At 48.8% G+C, this 17,958-nt stretch carries 14 protein-coding genes; 12 read left to right on the top strand and 2 right to left on the bottom strand.

From position 1 onward, the window contains the following. Positions 1-32 precede the first annotated feature (32 nt). A complete protein-coding gene (locus D7V92_RS12830) occupies positions 33-2,501 on the bottom strand; it encodes an outer membrane beta-barrel family protein (RefSeq protein ID WP_121773015.1) in 2,469 nt (822 codons plus the stop codon). Positions 2,502-2,678: 177 nt separating this feature from the next. On the opposite strand from D7V92_RS12830, the gene D7V92_RS12825 reads away from it, so the two are divergent. The 12 genes from D7V92_RS12825 (at position 2,679) to D7V92_RS12770 (ending at position 16,501) form a co-directional block, all read left to right on the top strand. Then, positions 2,679-3,785 carry a sensor histidine kinase gene (locus D7V92_RS12825; protein ID WP_121773014.1) on the top strand — a complete coding sequence of 369 codons (1,107 nt, stop codon included), beginning with the start codon at positions 2,679-2,681 and terminating at the stop codon, positions 3,783-3,785. Positions 3,786-3,802: 17 nt separating this feature from the next. Next, on the top strand, positions 3,803-4,555 hold the full coding sequence (locus D7V92_RS12820; protein ID WP_005855569.1) for a LytTR family DNA-binding domain-containing protein: 753 nt from the start codon (positions 3,803-3,805) through the stop codon (positions 4,553-4,555). A 73-nt stretch (positions 4,556-4,628) separates the two neighbouring features. Further along, positions 4,629-5,480 (top strand): DUF3298 and DUF4163 domain-containing protein, encoded by an 852-nt coding sequence (locus D7V92_RS12815; protein WP_121773013.1) that lies wholly within the window; start codon positions 4,629-4,631, stop codon positions 5,478-5,480. A 20-nt stretch (positions 5,481-5,500) separates the two neighbouring features. Continuing rightward, positions 5,501-6,193 carry a 16S rRNA (guanine(527)-N(7))-methyltransferase RsmG gene (rsmG, locus tag D7V92_RS12810; RefSeq protein WP_011966023.1) on the top strand — a complete coding sequence of 231 codons (693 nt, stop codon included), beginning with the start codon at positions 5,501-5,503 and terminating at the stop codon, positions 6,191-6,193. Then, positions 6,190-6,828: an MBL fold metallo-hydrolase gene (locus tag D7V92_RS12805; RefSeq protein ID WP_044545423.1), complete on the top strand. Its 639-nt coding sequence runs from the start codon at positions 6,190-6,192 to the stop codon at positions 6,826-6,828. Before rsmG ends, D7V92_RS12805 begins: the two co-directional genes overlap by 4 nt. Before the next feature lie 12 nt (positions 6,829-6,840). Continuing rightward, positions 6,841-9,693, top strand: coding sequence for an aminomethyl-transferring glycine dehydrogenase (gene gcvP, locus D7V92_RS12800; protein WP_057319757.1), 2,853 nt, complete (start codon positions 6,841-6,843; stop codon positions 9,691-9,693). 24 nt (positions 9,694-9,717) lie between these two features. After that, the gene (locus tag D7V92_RS12795) at positions 9,718-9,900 is read left to right on the top strand and encodes a DUF6722 family protein (RefSeq protein WP_057329199.1); all 183 of its coding nucleotides are present in this window, start codon (positions 9,718-9,720) and stop codon (positions 9,898-9,900) included. A gap of 196 nt (positions 9,901-10,096) precedes the next feature. Further along, a complete protein-coding gene (locus D7V92_RS12790) occupies positions 10,097-11,206 on the top strand; it encodes a hypothetical protein (protein WP_121773012.1) in 1,110 nt (369 codons plus the stop codon). 112 nt (positions 11,207-11,318) lie between these two features. Further along, positions 11,319-12,704 carry an MFS transporter gene (locus D7V92_RS12785; protein ID WP_008771675.1) on the top strand — a complete coding sequence of 462 codons (1,386 nt, stop codon included), beginning with the start codon at positions 11,319-11,321 and terminating at the stop codon, positions 12,702-12,704. Between the two features lie 155 nt (positions 12,705-12,859). Next, on the top strand, positions 12,860-13,765 hold the full coding sequence (locus D7V92_RS12780) for an electron transfer flavoprotein subunit beta/FixA family protein (protein WP_121773011.1): 906 nt from the start codon (positions 12,860-12,862) through the stop codon (positions 13,763-13,765). 4 nt (positions 13,766-13,769) lie between these two features. Further along, complete coding sequence (locus tag D7V92_RS12775) at positions 13,770-14,789, top strand: electron transfer flavoprotein subunit alpha/FixB family protein (protein WP_008771673.1); 1,020 nt, start codon at positions 13,770-13,772, stop codon at positions 14,787-14,789. Positions 14,790-14,791: 2 nt separating this feature from the next. Continuing rightward, positions 14,792-16,501 carry an acyl-CoA dehydrogenase family protein gene (locus tag D7V92_RS12770; RefSeq protein ID WP_005865287.1) on the top strand — a complete coding sequence of 570 codons (1,710 nt, stop codon included), beginning with the start codon at positions 14,792-14,794 and terminating at the stop codon, positions 16,499-16,501. Positions 16,502-16,637: 136 nt separating this feature from the next. On the opposite strand, the gene D7V92_RS12765 is transcribed toward D7V92_RS12770, so the two are convergent. After that, the gene (locus D7V92_RS12765) at positions 16,638-17,945 is read right to left on the bottom strand and encodes an MATE family efflux transporter (protein WP_121773010.1); all 1,308 of its coding nucleotides are present in this window, start codon (positions 17,943-17,945) and stop codon (positions 16,638-16,640) included. Between the last annotated feature and the right edge of the window lie 13 nt (positions 17,946-17,958).

Genomic DNA, 17,958 nt, shown 5'->3' with positions numbered 1-17,958 from the left:
AATACCTATTCGTAATCATAATACTATCGTTACTAATCGACGTCCTTTCCCCCACTATCCTTCACATCATCGTTCACGATGCCCCGCTTGATTTTCCTGAAAGTATCCGTAAGGCTCCCGAAACGATAAGATACGGATATACCGAACTCACGCATCACCTTATTCTCCGTCTCATAAAGGGTGAACGCATTGTTATAAGTCTTATTCTCCATCTTCCAAGTCTTCGTCAAAGGGCTCTTGCAATAGACAGAAAACGTGAGCTTCTTATGGAAAAAATCCTTATTCAAGGTAATGCCGTGAAACAGGAAATCAGATCGTTTCCCTTGTAATTGAATCTTGGGTAACATATAACCGGCGTTCATGTTCAGCCGGAAATCTTTCGGAAACGAAAATTGGACACCGGCGAAAGCACGTCCGCTCCAACCGCTGTTCGACAAGTTTCTTTCCTCGTTTTCCATACTGATATAATCCACGCCACCATTCATGAAAAAACGGAACAATGGGACAGGGCTCCAATTCATATAAAGGGAAAAGCCTGTCTGGTGCCGTTTGCCGATATTACCATAGGTAGAGACCGATACGTTCGGACGCTCCGTATCCATAAAAGTATATTGCTCGATAGAATTGTTCACAAATGCATGGCTTACGCTGGCATTTATGTTAAACTTCTGGGTGAATAAGGTATAATTAAGGTTCACACTATTGCTTTTCTCGGAATCCAAGTCTGGATTGCCATAAGAAACATTTAGCGGATCCCGCTCGTCGACATAAGGATTCAAATAATCAATACCCGCACGCTGGATACGCATATTATATCCCAGACGGATCTGTTGCGACTGTCCGATCGAGTAAGACAACGTAACGTTCGGTACGATATCCACAAAATTCGAATGAAAGTCTTTCGTCAGATCATTCGAATAGCTCACGTCCAAGCTCGTTCCTTCCGCACGTACTCCAGCCTTTATTCCCAGCTTATTCCAACGAAAGGTGCCACCCAGATACACCGAGTAAATATGTTGCGTATGGCTGAAATCCACAAAGCTGCCCGACGGTTCATGCCAATTGCCGGAAGTCTCATCATAAAGCCGTTGCGTGATCTCACTGTCGGTCTGGCGCAAGATATATTTTACTCCGGTCTCCAGATCATGCCCCCCGGCAATGGGTCTTATATAATCCAATTGTCCCGTATGCTCATTGGTCTTCGCCCGGTTCGTGTCCCATTGCAGGAAATCAGAGTAATTCGAGGTACCCGTTATCCGCATCCGGTTCTCATCATCATTCGGATCATTGGTGAAACGATAAGACAAAGTCAGCAACTCCCCCTTACGCCTTGTCTCATGCTGGTAGTTGGCATTCACCTCCACGGAGCCGAAGACAGGTTGATTCTGGCTAAAACGATCGTAAGCATAAATCAAGTCTCGGTTCATGTCACGCATCTCCACGCTCAGATCCGAGAACTCTTTCTGACGCTTGCGGAACAAATTGGCGTCCACGCTAATCAGGTTCATCGAGTCGATCTCGAAAGTTCCCTCCAAATATCCCCGGTGCATCTTCTCCCTTTCCCAATGCTCCCCGATCTGGGAGAGGTAACGGTTAGCGTCATCCGATAAGTTCTCGCGGAAGGAAGTGATATCCGCTATAGGCTCACGTTCATACTCCAGATTGTAATTCGCCGTAAGTCCCAGTTTCCCAGCTTTCAGCGAGACAAATGTCCCGCCGCCGTATGCCTCGTTCGCGGTAACCTCCGCACTCACCGTCCCCGTATATCCATCCAAGACACGTCTCACCATAATAATATTGATAATTCCACTCACGCCCTCAGCGTCGTAGCGGGCACCGGGATCTGTTATCACCTCTATATCCTTGATGCTGGAGGCCGGAAGACTTTTCAATACCGCCGAAGGATTACTGCTAAGCAATCCCGAGGGCCGGCCATTCATGTAGATCTTAAAATTACTATTTCCTTTCAGTTGGATATTATCATCGCCATCCACGGTTACCATCGGTACCTTCCGCAACATATCCAATGTATTGCTGACTTTCGCCTCGGGATCCTCCTCTAGGTTATAGACCAATTTATCAATATCCACCTTGACCAAAGGTCTTTGCGCCGAGACCCTCACCTCTCCCAGCGTCCGGGCATCATCTTTCATATATAATTTACCTACGTTCCATACGGGCGATTGAGCCGAAACGCTCACTTTCCTCCGAGCAGGTATTTTCCCGATAGAACTCATATGGAAATAATAAGATCCGGCCTCGGGCAAGGAGACAGAGAAATACCCGTCAATATCGCAAGCCAATAAAGCGAGAGACTCTGTAATCTCCTCACCCCTCGTCACACGCAAGGTTGCGAACGAGACCGGCTCATTTGTCAATGAGTCCACAACCTGTCCTTTCAACTCAAAGACACCAGCTCCCAGTACTTGCGCCGATACGGGACGAATCGCAACGCACGCTAGACAAACGAACAAAAGCTTAAAAAACAATGCAGTTTTCATATTCAATCGTGATTTATTATTACGCAAATATGACTCCCGGAGAGGCCAAAAGTTTTGTTTTTCCGTCCAAAGCGAAAGAAAAAGGATTGAGGGCGAAAATTAAATGATCCGAAAACAGGAGGAAAAGAAAGGGTATATCAAGCTTTAACTTTACTTTTGCCTATAAAAAGAGAAGCCATGAAAATAAGACATTATCTCCTTCAGAAACCATCCATACTGATATGGGTATCCGTATTATCGGGTTTCTTCGTGACCTCCGAAGAGATCATGGATTGTATCGAGCTATCCCGGATCAGAGGGATTGACCCCGAGATCGACAGTATATTATTGTTGATCTTCCAATGCCTGTTTTTCATCCTGTTCACTCGGATACTACTACAAATTAACGTATGTTGGCAGCCTGAGGGAAAAGGGCATCTCAAGCAATTCGCCTATTCGTCGCTGGTATCCGTATTATTTTCCTTAATCGTATGGCTCGGGGTCTCACCCGTCATACGAAGCACAAACCAAAATATCCGGGAGAAATACGAGCGAAACGAACCGAAAGAAAACCACCGTTTCCATGGGAAGAAGCTTTTCTACTTGTTCCACGAGCCAGAGGAGGCATGGTACAACAACCTTTTCACGCTATTCGTTGGAATATACACGTTCAGCCGGATTTATATCCTCGCCGCACGTAAAGAGGAAGTGGAGCGAAACTACGAGAAACTGAAAAACGAATCCCTGCAAAGCCAGATAGATGCCTTGTACAACCAGATCAACCCTCATTTTTTCTTCAATGCGTTGAACTCTTTGCATGCCTTGATAGTCGAAGGACAGAATCAGAAATCACTGGCTTATCTCTCCAACCTATCCAATGTATTCCGATATATACTTCAAAGCGAGAAGAAAGAATTAGTGGCGTTAAAGGACGAACTATCTTTTTTGGAAACCTACCGCTTCATGCTATCCGTCAAATATGAGGAGAAACTGACGTTCGACATACAGATCAACCCAGCCTATATGTCCTGCCAGCTACCGGTTCTTTCCTTGCTACCATTGATAGAAAACGTGATCAAGCATAATGAGATCAGCGCCCGCAACCCAATGCGATTATCCATTTACAGCACCCACGAACCTTCTTTGGTGATCCTAAACCGGAAACAGCCCAAGCTGGACGAGGTGGAGAAAGTGGGTATCGGGCTGAAAAACCTAGATAACCGCTTTGCCCTACTCGTAAAAAAAAGAATAAGGATAGAGGATACGGATGAGTTTTTCCGTGTTTCCCTACCTTTAAAGAGTTAATCTAAATCCAAACAATCATGAAAATCATCATTATCGAAGACGAGGCCGCAGCCTACAAGAACATCAAGAACTTATTACTACAGATAGATCCGCATATCGAGATCTTGGATCATTTCGATACGGTAGTAGATAGCGTGACATGGCTCCGTAGTCATCCCATGCCCGACCTCATCTTCATGGATATCCAATTGGCGGACGGAAACTCTTTCAATATTTTCGAATGCGTCACCATAGAGGTTCCCATCATATTCACTACCGCATACGACCAATATGCGATCAAGGCATTCGAGGTAAACAGCGTCGATTATCTATTGAAGCCTATCACGTTAGAGAGCATGCGAAAGGCACTAGATAAATACAACCGACTTAATCCGGTGACCGTACGGCAGCATATCAGCCGGATCGACCAATTGGTTTGTAGCTCGGAATATCTAAAGCGGATTCTCGTCCCATTCAAGGATCGGATTATACCGATCAAAACCGAGGCGATCGCTTATTTCTATAACACGAACGGCGAAAGTAGCGTGGTGACCCGCGAGAGACAATCATATTCCATCGGTAAATCTCTAGACTCCTTAATGATAAAATTAAACCCAACTTGCTTCTTCCGGGTAAACCGACAGTTTATCCTTTCCAAGGAAGTAATAGATAGCTTCACCATCTGGTTCGATAGCCGATTACGTATAAATCTGAGCCTCCCGACCGACGAACCCATTTTCGTGGCTAAAAATAAGGCGGCGGAATTTAAGGTATGGTTGTCCTCTTATTAAACTTCATCGTGCAATTTGATTATACAATTTAATAACGTACATTCGCGTACAAATAAATTAAATCTGTAGTCCGATGAGAACGCATTTACGCGAAAGCATGTTGGCGCTTCTTTTGATAGGTATCTTAGCCACGGGTTGCGATACCGGAACGAAGAAGGCTTCCGAAAACAGTATCACGTTTGATTCTATCAGCGTGGAAAAGACTTACCATTTGTTAGATAATCCGGATAATCCCAATTGCAATCTAGAGATCAAGTTCGTTTATCCCCGGAAATATTCGGATAAAGAGGTTCTTAAGAATCTACAGAGACAGTTTGTCTCCTCTTATTTCGGCGAGAATTATGAGCAATTATCCCCCGAGGAGGCGGTACGGAAATATACCGACGACTATCTGGCCGCTTATAAGGATCTGGAAGAGGATTACAAGGCTGAGGTGGCGAAATCCGACGAGACACCGGTGGGCTCTTGGTTCTCTTACTATGAGATGTCGTCGGATGATATCGCCTTCAACCAAGACGATATCATCAGCTATACGGTAAGCTTCGAGAACTATACGGGCGGAGCGCATGGCGCACATTCCTACAATAACCATGTAGTGAACCTCAAGACCGGTAAGCCGATCACCGAGGAGGAGATATTCGTGGACAACTATCAAGACAATCTGGCGCGAATATTGGTAGATCAGATCGCCAAGCAAAACAACGTATCCGACGCCAAGGAACTGGAAAATATCGGTTTCTTTAGCGTGGACGAGATCTTCCCGAACGGCAACTTCCTCGTAGACGAGACGGGCATCACCTATTCTTTCAACGAATATGAGATAGCGGCATACGTGGTAGGCGTCACGAACGTCCATCTCCCTTACAAGGAAATCCGCTATTTGCTGCGGGATGACAGCCCGATAAGTCAGTTAATTAAAAATTGAAAATTGAGAATTGAAAATTAATGATAGATAAACCTATAAACAGATGTCCTATGGAACAAAATACAGAGAAATTCTCAATTCCCAATTCTCAATTTTCAATTCTCACATCTTATTTCCCCGATCTCACCGACCGGCAAAAAGAGCAATACGCCGCCCTATATGACCTATATACGGATTGGAACGCCAAGATCAACGTGATCTCACGGAAGGATATCGAGAACCTATATCCGCATCACGTGCTTCACTCGCTGGGTATCACCGATATGCTGCGTTTCAAGCCGGGTTCCTCGGTGATGGATCTGGGTACGGGAGGCGGTTTTCCCGGCATCCCCTTGGCGATCTTATTCCCGGAGACCCATTTCCATCTGGTAGACAGCATCGGGAAAAAAATCAAGGTGGGACAAGCCGTGGCCGAGGCGATCGGGCTGGAGAACGTATCCTTCCGCCATTGCCGGGGCGAGGAGGAAAAGCAGCTTTTCGATTTCGTGGTAAGCCGTGCCGTGATGCCTCTGGCGGATCTGGTAAAGATCGTCCGCAAGAATATAAAGAAAGAACAGATCAACGCGTTGCCCAACGGATTGATTTGCCTGAAAGGTGGCGAGTTGGCACATGAGATATTGCCTTTCCGGAACCAAGCGATCAGCATGGATCTGAAAGACCATTTTAAAGAAGAGTTTTTTGAAACTAAAAAAGTAGTGTACGTACCCTTATGATTACGATAAAATCTTTCGAAGTAAACTATTTCTCCGAGAATACGTATTTGCTATACGATGATACCAAGGAGGCGGTCCTTATCGATTGCGGCTGCCTACGCAAAGAGGAACAAAAAGAAGTAAGCGACTTTATCGCCCAGAACGGGCTGACACTGAAACGTTACCTTTGTACGCACCTCCATCTGGATCACATATTCGGTAACGAATTCATCCATGATACCTACGGATTGAGCCCGGAAGCCCATAAAGCGGACGTGGAGGGTCTTCCCTCTCCCGAGGAGCAAGCCAAGGCATTCGGCCTGCCGATGAAGGCGAAAAGCATCCCGGTAGGGAAATATCTGGTAAACGGGGAAATCATAAAGTTCGGGAAATCCGAGCTGGCGGTATTGAGCGTTCCCGGCCATTCGCCCGGAGGCTTGGCTTTCTATAACAAGAAGAACGGTTTCGTGATCGTAGGAGACTCCTTGTTCGCCGGAAGCATCGGCCGTACTGATCTATGGGGAGGCAACCAAGATGTACTGCTTGCCGCTATCAAGGACAAATTACTGTCGTTGCCGGACGAGACCGTGGTATACCCCGGCCATGGCCCCGAGACACGAATCATTGATGAGAAATTAAATAATCCTTATTTATAAAATACTAGAATTATGGACACAAATAAGTTTGTAAACCGCCACGTGGGCATCTCAGCGGAAGATATTCCCGCTATGTTGGAGACGATTGGCGTGAAGTCTTTGGACGAGTTGATCGATCAGACCATTCCGGCCAACATCCGTTTGAAAGAGCCGTTGAACCTCCCGGAGGCCATGACGGAACGTGAGTTCGCCGAGCATATCGCCGAGCTGGCCTCCAAGAACGAGGTATTCACCTCTTATATCGGTATGGGTTGGTACGACACGGTTTGCCCGGCCCCGATCCAACGTAACGTATTCGAGAACCCAGTTTGGTACACCTCCTATACTCCGTATCAGGCGGAAGTATCCCAAGGACGCTTGGAGGCGTTGCTGAACTTCCAGACTGTTATCAGTGAATTGACAGGATTGCCTTTGACAAACTGCTCGCTACTCGACGAGGCGACCGCGGCAGCCGAGGCGGTTACCATGTTCCATGGTTCACGTAGCCGTGCGCAGGTGAAAGCGGAAGCGAATACGGTATTCATCGACGAGAATGTGTTCGCCTCTACGCTGGCCGTCATCCACACCCGCATGGTCCCGCAGGGCATCCAGGTGGTAGTGGGCGATTATAAGAAATTCGAGTTCACGCCGGATGTGTTCGCCGCCATCGTACAGTTCCCGAACGCGGATGGTTCGATCGAGGACTATAAGGAATTCGTAGCCCGTGCGGGCGCCGCCGGAGCCAAGGTAGGCGTAGCCGCCGACTTGATGAGCTTGGTATTGCTGACTCCTCCGGGAGAATGGGGAGCGGATGTCGTATTCGGTAGCAGCCAGCGCTTCGGTATCCCGATGTTCTACGGGGGTCCTTCCGCCGCTTTCTTCGCTACGAAGGACGATTATAAACGTACGATCCCGGGACGTATCATCGGTATCTCCAAGGACGCTTACGGCCATCCGGCTTATCGCTTGGCCTTGCAGACCCGCGAGCAACATATCAAACGTGAGAAGGCTACGTCCAATATCTGTACGGCTCAGGCGTTGTTGGCTACCATGGCCGGCTTCTATGCCGTATATCATGGAGCGGAGGGGTTGCGTAACATCGCCGGACGGATTCATTCCACGGCCGGATTCTTGGCCAAGGAGTTGGAGAAACTGGGATATACGCAATTAAACAAGGATTATTTCGATACCTTGAAGATACAGCTTCCTTCACACGTGTCGGTGAACGCGCTGCGTGAGATCGCCTTGGAGTGCAAGGTGAACTTGCGTTACTTCGAGGCCGGACAAGTGGGCGTCAGCATAGACGAGACGACATTGCCTACGGACATAGGCGTATTACTATACATCTTCGCCGGAGCCGCAGGTAAAGACTATATGCTGGACGAGTCTATCCCCGCCCAGACTTATTTCGACGCTAAATTCGCCCGTACCTCCGATTTCTTGCAGCAAGACGTATTCAAGAAATATCATACGGAAACCGAGTTGATGCGTTACATCACCCGTTTGGGACGAAAGGATGTTTCCTTGGCTCAATCCATGATCTCGCTGGGGTCTTGCACGATGAAGCTGAACCCGGCTTCTACGATGTTGCCGCTTAGCCGTGCGGAATTCATGAATATCCACCCGTACGCTCCGGAGGAGCAAGTGGAGGGCTATACGGAGCTGATCGAGAACCTGTCTTCTTACTTATGCACGATCACAGGCTTCAAGGGCTGTACGTTGCAACCGAACTCCGGCGCCGCCGGCGAGTACACGGGTCTTCGTGTGATCCGTGCTTATCAGGAAAGCATCGGCCAAGGCCATCGTGATATCGTTTTGCTTCCGGCTTCCGCCCACGGAACCAACCCGGCCAGCGCTATCCAATGCGGATATAAGACCGTAACCGTTAAATGCGACGAGAATGGTAATATCGATCTGGAAGATTTCCGCGCGAAAGCCGAGGAGAACAAGGAGCGTCTGGCTGCCAGCATGATTACCTATCCGTCTACGCATGGTATCTTCGAGGTGGACATCAAGGAGATGTGCGAGATCGTTCACGCTTGCGGTGGACAGCTTTATATGGATGGCGCCAACATGAACGCACAGGTAGGATTGACAAATCCGGGTACGATCGGCGCCGATGTATGTCACTTGAACCTGCATAAGACCTTCTCTTCTCCTCACGGAGGTGGTGGTCCCGGCGTAGGCCCGATCTGCGTGGCCGAGCATCTGGTTCCGTTCTTGCCGCAGCATCCGGTGCTTTGGGGCAGCGACTTGAATACGGTATCCGCAGCTCCTTATGGTAGCGCCGGTATCCTGCCGATCACGTACGCTTACATCCGCTTGCTGGGTACGGAAGGTCTTGAGACAGTGACGAAGACGGCCATCTTGAACGCCAATTACTTGGCCGCTAAGTTCAAGGATACGTACGGCATCGTTTATACCGGAGCGACAGGCCGTGTAGGTCATGAGTTGATCTTGGAATGCCGCACGGTAAAAGAGCGTTCGGGCATCGACGAGGGCGATATCGCCAAACGTTTGATGGACTTCGGCTACCACGCTCCTACCCTATCTTTCCCGGTACACGGCACCTTGATGGTAGAGCCGACCGAGAGCGAGAGCAAGGCCGAGCTGGATCGTTTCGTAGAGGTAATGGAATGTATCTGGAGCGAGATCAAGGAGGTGGAGGAAGGCAAGGCATCCAAGGAGGACAACGTCTTGAAGAACGCCCCGCATCCGGAATACGAGGTGACCGCCGACGAGTGGAAACACGCGTATCCCCGCACGAAGGCTGCCTTCCCGCTGGAATGGTTGCACGACAGCAAGTTTTGGATTAACGTAGCCCGTGTAGATAACGCTTATGGCGATCGTAACTTGATCCCGACTTTATGCGCTTGCGAGATTTGATAAAAATCTTTATATTTGCACATAATGAGAAAAGAAATAGGTAAATGGTTAATGGACGTGGCTAAATATGTAGCTACTGCAGTATTGATAACATCGTTCTTAGGAGAGATTCAAGAGAAATGGATTGTTTATACAATTGGCATATTAACTGTTATTAGTTGTTTAGCTATAGGTCTATTCCTTATTAAAGAAAGAAAGGAGGTTTAAATGACGGGATTTGTTCTTATGTGCGGCTTGCTAATAGCAATCGCTATTAGCGCATTCATATTCTCCATCACTCCAAAAGGGAAGAAATGGTTGGATGAGCATGAATAAGTAATATCTAGCTAATATCAAAGGCTATCTAGAAACCAGTCTTTTTAGATAGCCTTTTTTCTTTATTCACTTTTATAACTCAATATCTATGAAGAAGCTCTTTATCGCTTTGGCGGCCGTCGCTCTGACGGCTTGCGTCAAGGCTCCCGAGAAAACAGTCAAAGTCTACGCATGGCAAGGCGAAGGCGGGAATACCACCGAGCAAACCTTACAAGCGGACTTTAGTAAATGGCATGCCCACGGTGTAGACGGGATGTGCTACAACGCCGGCCACGACACGGAGAAAATCCAGCGTGCCGCCAAAGCGGCCCATGCCAATGGCATGGAATACCACGCGTGGATTCCTGCCATGTTGCAACATGGACTGGACTCCACCCTCTACGCCGTAAACCGGAAAGGCGAGTCGGCCTATTCCGTACAGGCCTATGTCCCTTATTACAAATGCCTGTGCCCGAACCAAGAAGGCACGGCTGAGTTCTTGCTGAATCTATATGGCAAGGTAGCCGATATCCCGGAGGTGGATTATATCCATCTGGATTATATCCGTTACGTGGATGTCATCCTGGCCCGCGGACTTTGGGAAAAATACGGCTTGGTGATGGACGAGGAATATCCTACGGCGGACTATTGCTACTGTGACAAATGCGTGGCCGATTTCAAGGCTGCTACCGGTATCGATATCAAATCCGTAGAGGATCCTTCCAAATGCGCGGAATGGGCGCAGTTCCGTTGCGACCTGATCACGAAATTGGTAAATCGCATCGCTGACGAGGTTCACGGCAAAGGCAAGAAAGTGAGCGCCGCCGTATTCCCGGGGCCGGACTCTCACGCCAAGTGGATGGTTCGCCAAGAATGGAATAAATGGAATATCGACGCTTTCTTCCCGATGAATTATAACGATTTCTATCTGGAGGACGCTTCTTGGCTGGCTCCGATCGTGAAAGAGGAAGTAGCCGCCGTGCAAGGCAAGAAGCCGGTTTATAGCGGTCTGTTCATCTGCGAGGATTGGCAGAACAAGGCGAATATCAAGGACCCGGAAGGCCATGGACTGATCCCGTCCGAGATCGAGGAGGCCGTAAGAGGCTCCATGGAGAACGGAGCGGCCGGCGTGGCGTTGTTTACGCCGGGCAACATGACGGATGAGCATTGGAAAGCTTTCGATAAGGCGATCCACCAACCGTATACCGTAAAGCCCTAATTCGTAATTACTATACGATAAAACAAAGACGAGGAGGCGCAGCTCTTCATTTTCTCGCCTGCGCCTCCTCTTTGACTTATCCATCTAATCTATCTTACTAATAAATAATATCATGACAACTAAGAAACAAGAGAAAATCAAATTCAGTAAAGCATTCTGGGTAGCGAACACCGTCGAGTTGTTCGAGCGAGCCGCTTATTATGGCGTATTTATCGTTATAACCCTTTATCTTAGCCGCATCTTAGGCTTTAACGACATTCAGGCCGCCAGCATCGCCGGTATCTTTTCCGCTTGTCTGTATCTGCTGCCCACATTCGCCGGAGCGTTGGCCGATAAGATCGGTTTCCGCAACTCGATGCTACTGGCTTTCACTTTGTTAACTTGTGGCTATCTAGGACTGGCTGTTTACCCTACTTGGCTTCAATCCGCCGGACTGGTTGAATACAGCACGACGACTACCTTTACGGGATTGCTGGAGAGCAATCTTCAGTACGGCATTATCCCTATCATGGCCTTGATCGTATGCGGCGGGGCTTTTATCAAGAGCGTTATCTCCGGCACGGTCGCTAAAGAGACTACGCCGGAAACCCGTGCGAAGGGCTTCTCTATCTTCTACGCGATGGTAAATATCGGGGCCTTCTCCGGGAAGACCATCGTGAAGCCGCTTCGTGAGGCGTTGGGCAACGAAGGTTTGATTACCTTGAACTATTTCTCGGCGAGCATGACCTTCCTTGCCTTGCTAGCCATCTGGTTCTTCTACAAAAGCGCTCAGCATTCGGGCGAGGGCAAGACGTTCGGGCAAATCTGGAACGCCCTGATCAAGGTTTGTAGTAACGGACGGTTATTGATCTTGATCCTCATCATTACAGGCTTTTGGATGGTTCAGCACCAGCTGTATGCCACGATGCCTAAATACGTGCTTCGTTTGGCCGGCGAGGGGGCCTCTCCTTCTTGGTACGCCAACGTAAATCCATTAGTCGTAGTTCTGACAGTCAATCTGGTCACGCGGATGATGCGGAAACGGACAGCGCTTACCTCCATGACGGTAGGGATGTTTATCATGCCGGTATCCGCCCTCTGCATGGCATCCGGCAATATGCTGGATACTAATTCCTTGATCTTAGGGATGCATCCCGTAGCCTTCATGATGGTGGTGGGTATCGTCTTCCAAGGGCTGGCGGAGACGTTCATCTCTCCTCGCTTTCTCGAGTATTTCTCCTTGCAAGCACCCAAAGGAGAAGAAGGTCTCTATCTTGGATTCAGCCATTTGCACTCTTTCTTATCCTCTATCTTCGGATTCGGATTATCTGGATTCCTTTTAAGTAAATACTGTCCGGAACCCACGCTGTTCGCCTCTCACGAGGAATGGCTCGCGGCAAGCGCAAACGCTCATTACATCTGGTATTACTTCGGTGCGATAGCCTTGGTCTCCGCTATAGCGTTGATCGTGTACGGACAAGTCGTAAAGAGATCGAGAACCAATCATCGCTACGAGTAATCAACAGGCAATACATGCTCAAACAGATACGAAGTGTGCAATTTCCCGACTAAAGTTCTTTGTTATAAAGAATGTTTGATTACTTTTGCACCTCGAGATTAACAAGAATGTAGAAGTATTATATCAACATAAAAATCTAATATTCCTAATATAATATGAGTTTAAGAATTATTGTTTTAGCGAAACAGGTCCCGGATACACGAAACGTGGGAAAGGACGCCATGAAAGCGGACGGTACGATCAATCGCGCCGCCTTGCCTGCGATCTTTAACCCGGAAGACCTGAATGCGTTGGAACAAGCGTTACGCTTGAAAGACGCTTACCCCGGGACAACAGTTACGCTGCTGACGATGGGCCCGGGACGTGCCGCCGAAATCATCCGCGAGGGTTTGTATCGTGGTGCTGACGGCGGTTTTTTGTTGACCGACCGTGCGTTTGCCGGAGCCGACACGCTAGCCACATCCTATGCGCTTGCCACGGCTATCAAGAAAATCAACGATTATGATATTATCATCGGTGGTCGCCAAGCGATCGACGGCGATACGGCACAGGTAGGTCCGCAAGTCGCCGAGAAATTGGGACTGACCCAGATCACGTATGCCGAGGAAATCCTGAACGTAGATAAAGAGGCCGGACGTATCACCGTAAAACGTCATATCGACGGAGGTGTCGAGACTGTGGAAGGTCCGCTTCCGATCGTAATCACCGTGAATGGTTCCGCCGCTCCCTGCCGTCCTCGTAACGCGAAGCTGGTACAGAAGTACAAATACGCCATGGGTAAACAGGAACGGAACGCACAACCCGCCTGTCACCAAGATGGAGAACCAACCGTTCGCTACCCGGAATTGTACGAGACCCGCCCGTATCTGGATATCCAGGAATGGAGCGTAGCCGACGTGAATGGAGACTTGGTTCAATGCGGCCTTAGCGGTTCGCCGACAAAGGTAAAAGCGATCCAGAACATCGTCTTCCAGGCCAAGGAAAGCAAGACGATCTACGGTTCCGACCAAGATGTAGAGGATTTGATTGTCGAACTATTAGCTAACCACACCATCGGATAAGATTATGAACAACGTATTTGTATATTGTGAGACAGAAGGCACGAGCGTTGCCGATGTAAGTCTTGAGCTTCTGACCAAAGGTCGTAAGCTAGCCAATCAATTAGGCTGCCAACTGGAAGCGATTGTTGCCGGCTCCGGCCTTGAGGGTGTAGAGAAACAAGTATTGCCTTTTGGCGTCGACAAGGTTCATGTGTTCGACGCTCCGGGTTTATTCCCGTATACATCACTTCCTCATTCTTCCATCTTGATTAATTTGTTCAAGGAGGAGAAACCGCAGATCTGCTTAATGGGCGCTACGGTGATCGGTCGCGACTTGGGTCCTCGTGTATCCTCAGCCTTGACAAGCGGCTTGACGGCCGATTGTACCTCTTTGGAGATCGGCTCGCACGAGGATAAAAAAGCGGGTATTACCTATGAGAACTTATTATATCAGATCCGTCCGGCGTTCGGTGGTAACATCGTAGCCACGATCATCAACCCGGAACACCGCCCGCAAATGGCGACCGTTCGTGAGGGCGTGATGAAAAAAGAAGTCCTTGACGAGAACTATAAAGGTGAAGTGATCCGCCACGACGTAGCGAAGTATGTCCCCGAGACAGACTATGTGGTGAAGGTGATCGACCGTCATGTAGAGAAAGCGAAGCACAACCTGAAAGGCGCTCCGATCGTAGTGGCCGGAGGTTATGGCGTAGGTTCCAAGGAGAACTTTAATTTATTGTTCGATTTGGCGAAAGAGCTTCACGCCGAGGTAGGCGCCAGCCGTGCGGCTGTCGATGCCGGTTTCTGCGACCACGACCGTCAGATCGGTCAGACCGGTGTCACGGTGCGTCCGAAATTGTATATCGCTTGCGGTATCTCCGGGCAGATCCAACATATCGCCGGCATGCAAGACGCCGGTATCATCATTTCGATCAATAATGATGAGAACGCCCCGATCAACACGATCGCCGATTACGTAATCAATGGTACGGTAGAAGAGGTGATTCCTAAGATGATTAAGTATTACAAAAAGAACAGTAAGTAAAGATGGCTAATTATTATACAGACATACCGGAACTCAAGTATCACTTGAACAATCCGATGATGGAACGTATTTGCGAGCTGAAGGAACGCGAGTACAGAGACAAGGAAGAGTTCGACTACGCGCCGCAAGATTATGCCGACGCGATAGACTCGTACGATAAGGTGCTGGAGATTACCGGAGAGATCACCGGAGAGATTATCGCCCCTAACGCGGAAGGCGTAGATGCCGAAGGTCCTCACTGCGCGAATGGCCGTGTGGAATATGCTTCCGGCACGAAGCAGAACCTCGACGCGATGGTAAAAGCCGGTTTGAACGGTATGACGATGCCTCGCCGTTTCGGTGGCTTGAACTTCCCGATCACGCCGTACACCATGTGCGCGGAGATCGTAGCGGCGGCTGACGCCGGCTTCGGTAATATCTGGTCATTACAGGATTGTATCGAAACCTTATATGAGTTCGGCAACGAGGATCAGCACAGCCGTTTCATCCCACGTATCTGCGCGGGAGAAACCATGTCTATGGACCTGACCGAGCCGGACGCCGGCTCCGACCTGCAATCCGTGATGCTAAAGGCTACCTTCGACGAGAAAGAGAATTGCTGGCGGTTGAACGGCGTAAAACGATTCATCACGAATGGCGACGCGGATCTTCACCTCGTATTGGCCCGTTCCGAGGAAGGTACCAAGGATGGACGTGGTTTGTCCATGTTTATCTACGACAAACAGGAAGGGGGCGTAAACGTACGCCGTATCGAGAATAAATTGGGAATCCACGGCTCTCCTACTTGCGAATTAGTTTACAAGAACGCGAAAGCAGAGCTTTGTGGCGATCGCAAACTGGGCTTGATCAAATACGTGATGGCCTTGATGAACGGCGCGCGCCTAGGTATCGCCGCACAATCGGTAGGCCTCAGCCAAGCCGCTTACAACGAAGGATTAGCCTACGCCAAAGACCGCAAGCAGTTCGGTAAGGCAATCATCGACTTCCCTGCTGTTTACGACATGCTCGCCATCATGAAAGCGAAGCTGGATGCCGGACGTGCGTTGTTATACCAAACCGCTCGTTACGTTGATATTTACAAGGCACTGGACGACATCGCCCGTGAGCGTAAACTGACTCCGGAAGAGCGTAAGGAACAGAAACAATACGCCAAATTGGCGGATTCTTTCACCCCGTTGGCAAAAGGTATGAATTCCGAATACGCCAACCAGAATGCCTATGATTGCATCCAAATACACGGAGGTTCCGGTTTTATGATGGAGTATGCTTGCCAACGTATCTACCGCGATGCCCGTATCACCTCCATCTATGAAGGCACGACGCAATTGCAGACCGTAGCGGCCATACGTTACGTGACAAACGGGTCTTACCTGGCTACCATCCGTGAATTCGAGGCGATCCCTTGCTCTGCCGAGATGGAACCGCTGAAGGCTCGTTTAGTAGAGATGGCTAATAAGTTCGAGGCTAGCATGGCGAAAGTAAAAGAGTCTCAAGATCAGGAATTACTCGATTTCGTGGCTCGCCGCTTGATGGAGATGGCCGCTGATATCATCATGGCTCATCTATTGATCCAAGACGCGACGAAAGCGCCGGAGCTGTTCGCTAAGTCCGCGGTTGTTTACACCAATTACGTAGAGGCTGAGATAGAGAAACATCAGGGTTATATCGGACGATTCAACCCAGAAGAATTGATCTCATACAGACAACGATAAACAACTATCATTCCACATAACAAAGAAGGCGAGACTTGATTATCAACCAGATAGAAGTCTCGCTTTCTTTATTTATTACAATGGGCATTATAAGCTCCTTATACTGGGCATTATAAGCCGCTTACGATGGGCATTGTCAGTTGCTTATAATGGGCATTGTAATCTTCCTATATCGCCAAAGTATCCATTGCATACCACCTCGCAAGGAGAGATATCCAAGGAAAGCCATCCATAACGCATGATTTCCCATCGATCGATAAAACAGGTAATAAATAATAAAGAAAGTAGCCGAGGCCACAAGCATCGAGTAAAGCATCTGGCGTGTAGCCGTGGCCCCGATAAAGATACCGTCCCAAAGGAAAGCGGAGAATCCACATAAAGGGATCGCCAATACCCAATAGAAATAATCCCCGGAAGCCTCAATGACCGAGGTATCGTTCGTCAACAGTCCCAGAAAATCCCTCCCTAAAAACGCATAAAGAATCGTGAATGATAAAGAGAGGCCGATTCCCCATAGAAACAATAAACGAATGCATCTACGTAACCCCACATCGTTTTTAGCCCCAATAAACCGGCCGGCTAATGCCTCTCCCGCATAAGCGAAACCATCCATTATATAAGAGAACAAGGTAAACAACTGCATCAACAAGGTATTTACGGCCAATATCACATCCCCTTGTCTAGCACCTGTAGAAGTAAAGAAGGTAGTAACAGCGACCAAACACAAGGTCCGGAAAAATATATCACTATTGACCGAGAAGAAGCGACGCATCGCCTCCCCACCCCAAAGACCGTCCCAATCGATATACGCTTTCAGACGCCCATAATATTTCAACCAAAGAGCAAACGCCATGAAGAGGCCCGCATATTGGGCGATCAGTGTTCCCAGCGCTACACCTTCCACCTTCATACCCAGCACAAACACGAAACATAGGCTGGCCACAATATTCACGATATTCTGCGTGATAGCGATAAACATCGGGAAACGAGAATTCTGCATACCGATGAACCAACCGGCAAAGCCATATAAACCCAATATGGCCGGCGCTCCCCAGATACAGATATTAAAATAGAGAGAGGCCCATCGCTTCACCTCCTCCGTTGCGTCGATCAAAACAAACGCACCCCTCAGGATCGGGGATTGAAGGATCAAAAGCCCGAGGGAGATCAAAAGCCCTACCCCGACAGCCCGCAGCAAGGTCCGGACTACCTCCGTCAAGTCCCGTTTCCCATAGGCTTGGGCGGTCATCCCACTTGTCCCCATCCGGAGAAAGCCGAATATCCAATAGATCATGTTAAACAGCATCCCGCCCACGGCGATCGCCCCAATGTACGATGCCGATCCCAGATGCCCTACGATCGCCACATCCACCAGGCCCAACAAAGGCACGGTTATATTGGAGACGATAGAAGGTATGGCCAGCTGAAGTATTTTCCGATTCATATCCTATCCTAAA

The organism is Parabacteroides sp. CH2-D42-20 (assembly GCF_003670185.1).
GTDB classification, from domain to species: Bacteria; Bacteroidota; Bacteroidia; order Bacteroidales; family Tannerellaceae; genus Parabacteroides; species Parabacteroides distasonis.
This window is presented reverse-complemented; position numbering and strand designations above follow the sequence as displayed.

What these genes read in the sequence shown, in the direction of transcription:
- D7V92_RS12785 (WP_008771675.1), top strand. Translation starts at nt 11,319, where the DNA reads ATGACAACTAAGAAACAAGAGAAAATCAAATTCAGTAAAGCATTCTGG.
- gcvP (WP_057319757.1), top strand. Translation starts at nt 6,841, where the DNA reads ATGGACACAAATAAGTTTGTAAACCGCCACGTGGGCATCTCAGCGGAA.
- D7V92_RS12825 (WP_121773014.1), top strand. Translation starts at nt 2,679, where the DNA reads ATGAAAATAAGACATTATCTCCTTCAGAAACCATCCATACTGATATGG.
- D7V92_RS12770 (WP_005865287.1), top strand. Translation starts at nt 14,792, where the DNA reads ATGGCTAATTATTATACAGACATACCGGAACTCAAGTATCACTTGAAC.
- D7V92_RS12775 (WP_008771673.1), top strand. Translation starts at nt 13,770, where the DNA reads ATGAACAACGTATTTGTATATTGTGAGACAGAAGGCACGAGCGTTGCC.
- D7V92_RS12805 (WP_044545423.1), top strand. Translation starts at nt 6,190, where the DNA reads ATGATTACGATAAAATCTTTCGAAGTAAACTATTTCTCCGAGAATACG.
- D7V92_RS12830 (WP_121773015.1), bottom strand. Translation starts at nt 2,501, where the DNA reads ATGAAAACTGCATTGTTTTTTAAGCTTTTGTTCGTTTGTCTAGCGTGC.
- D7V92_RS12820 (WP_005855569.1), top strand. Translation starts at nt 3,803, where the DNA reads ATGAAAATCATCATTATCGAAGACGAGGCCGCAGCCTACAAGAACATC.
- D7V92_RS12790 (WP_121773012.1), top strand. Translation starts at nt 10,097, where the DNA reads ATGAAGAAGCTCTTTATCGCTTTGGCGGCCGTCGCTCTGACGGCTTGC.
- rsmG (WP_011966023.1), top strand. Translation starts at nt 5,501, where the DNA reads ATGATAGATAAACCTATAAACAGATGTCCTATGGAACAAAATACAGAG.
- D7V92_RS12815 (WP_121773013.1), top strand. Translation starts at nt 4,629, where the DNA reads ATGAGAACGCATTTACGCGAAAGCATGTTGGCGCTTCTTTTGATAGGT.
- D7V92_RS12765 (WP_121773010.1), bottom strand. Translation starts at nt 17,945, where the DNA reads ATGAATCGGAAAATACTTCAGCTGGCCATACCTTCTATCGTCTCCAAT.
- D7V92_RS12780 (WP_121773011.1), top strand. Translation starts at nt 12,860, where the DNA reads ATGAGTTTAAGAATTATTGTTTTAGCGAAACAGGTCCCGGATACACGA.
- D7V92_RS12795 (WP_057329199.1), top strand. Translation starts at nt 9,718, where the DNA reads ATGAGAAAAGAAATAGGTAAATGGTTAATGGACGTGGCTAAATATGTA.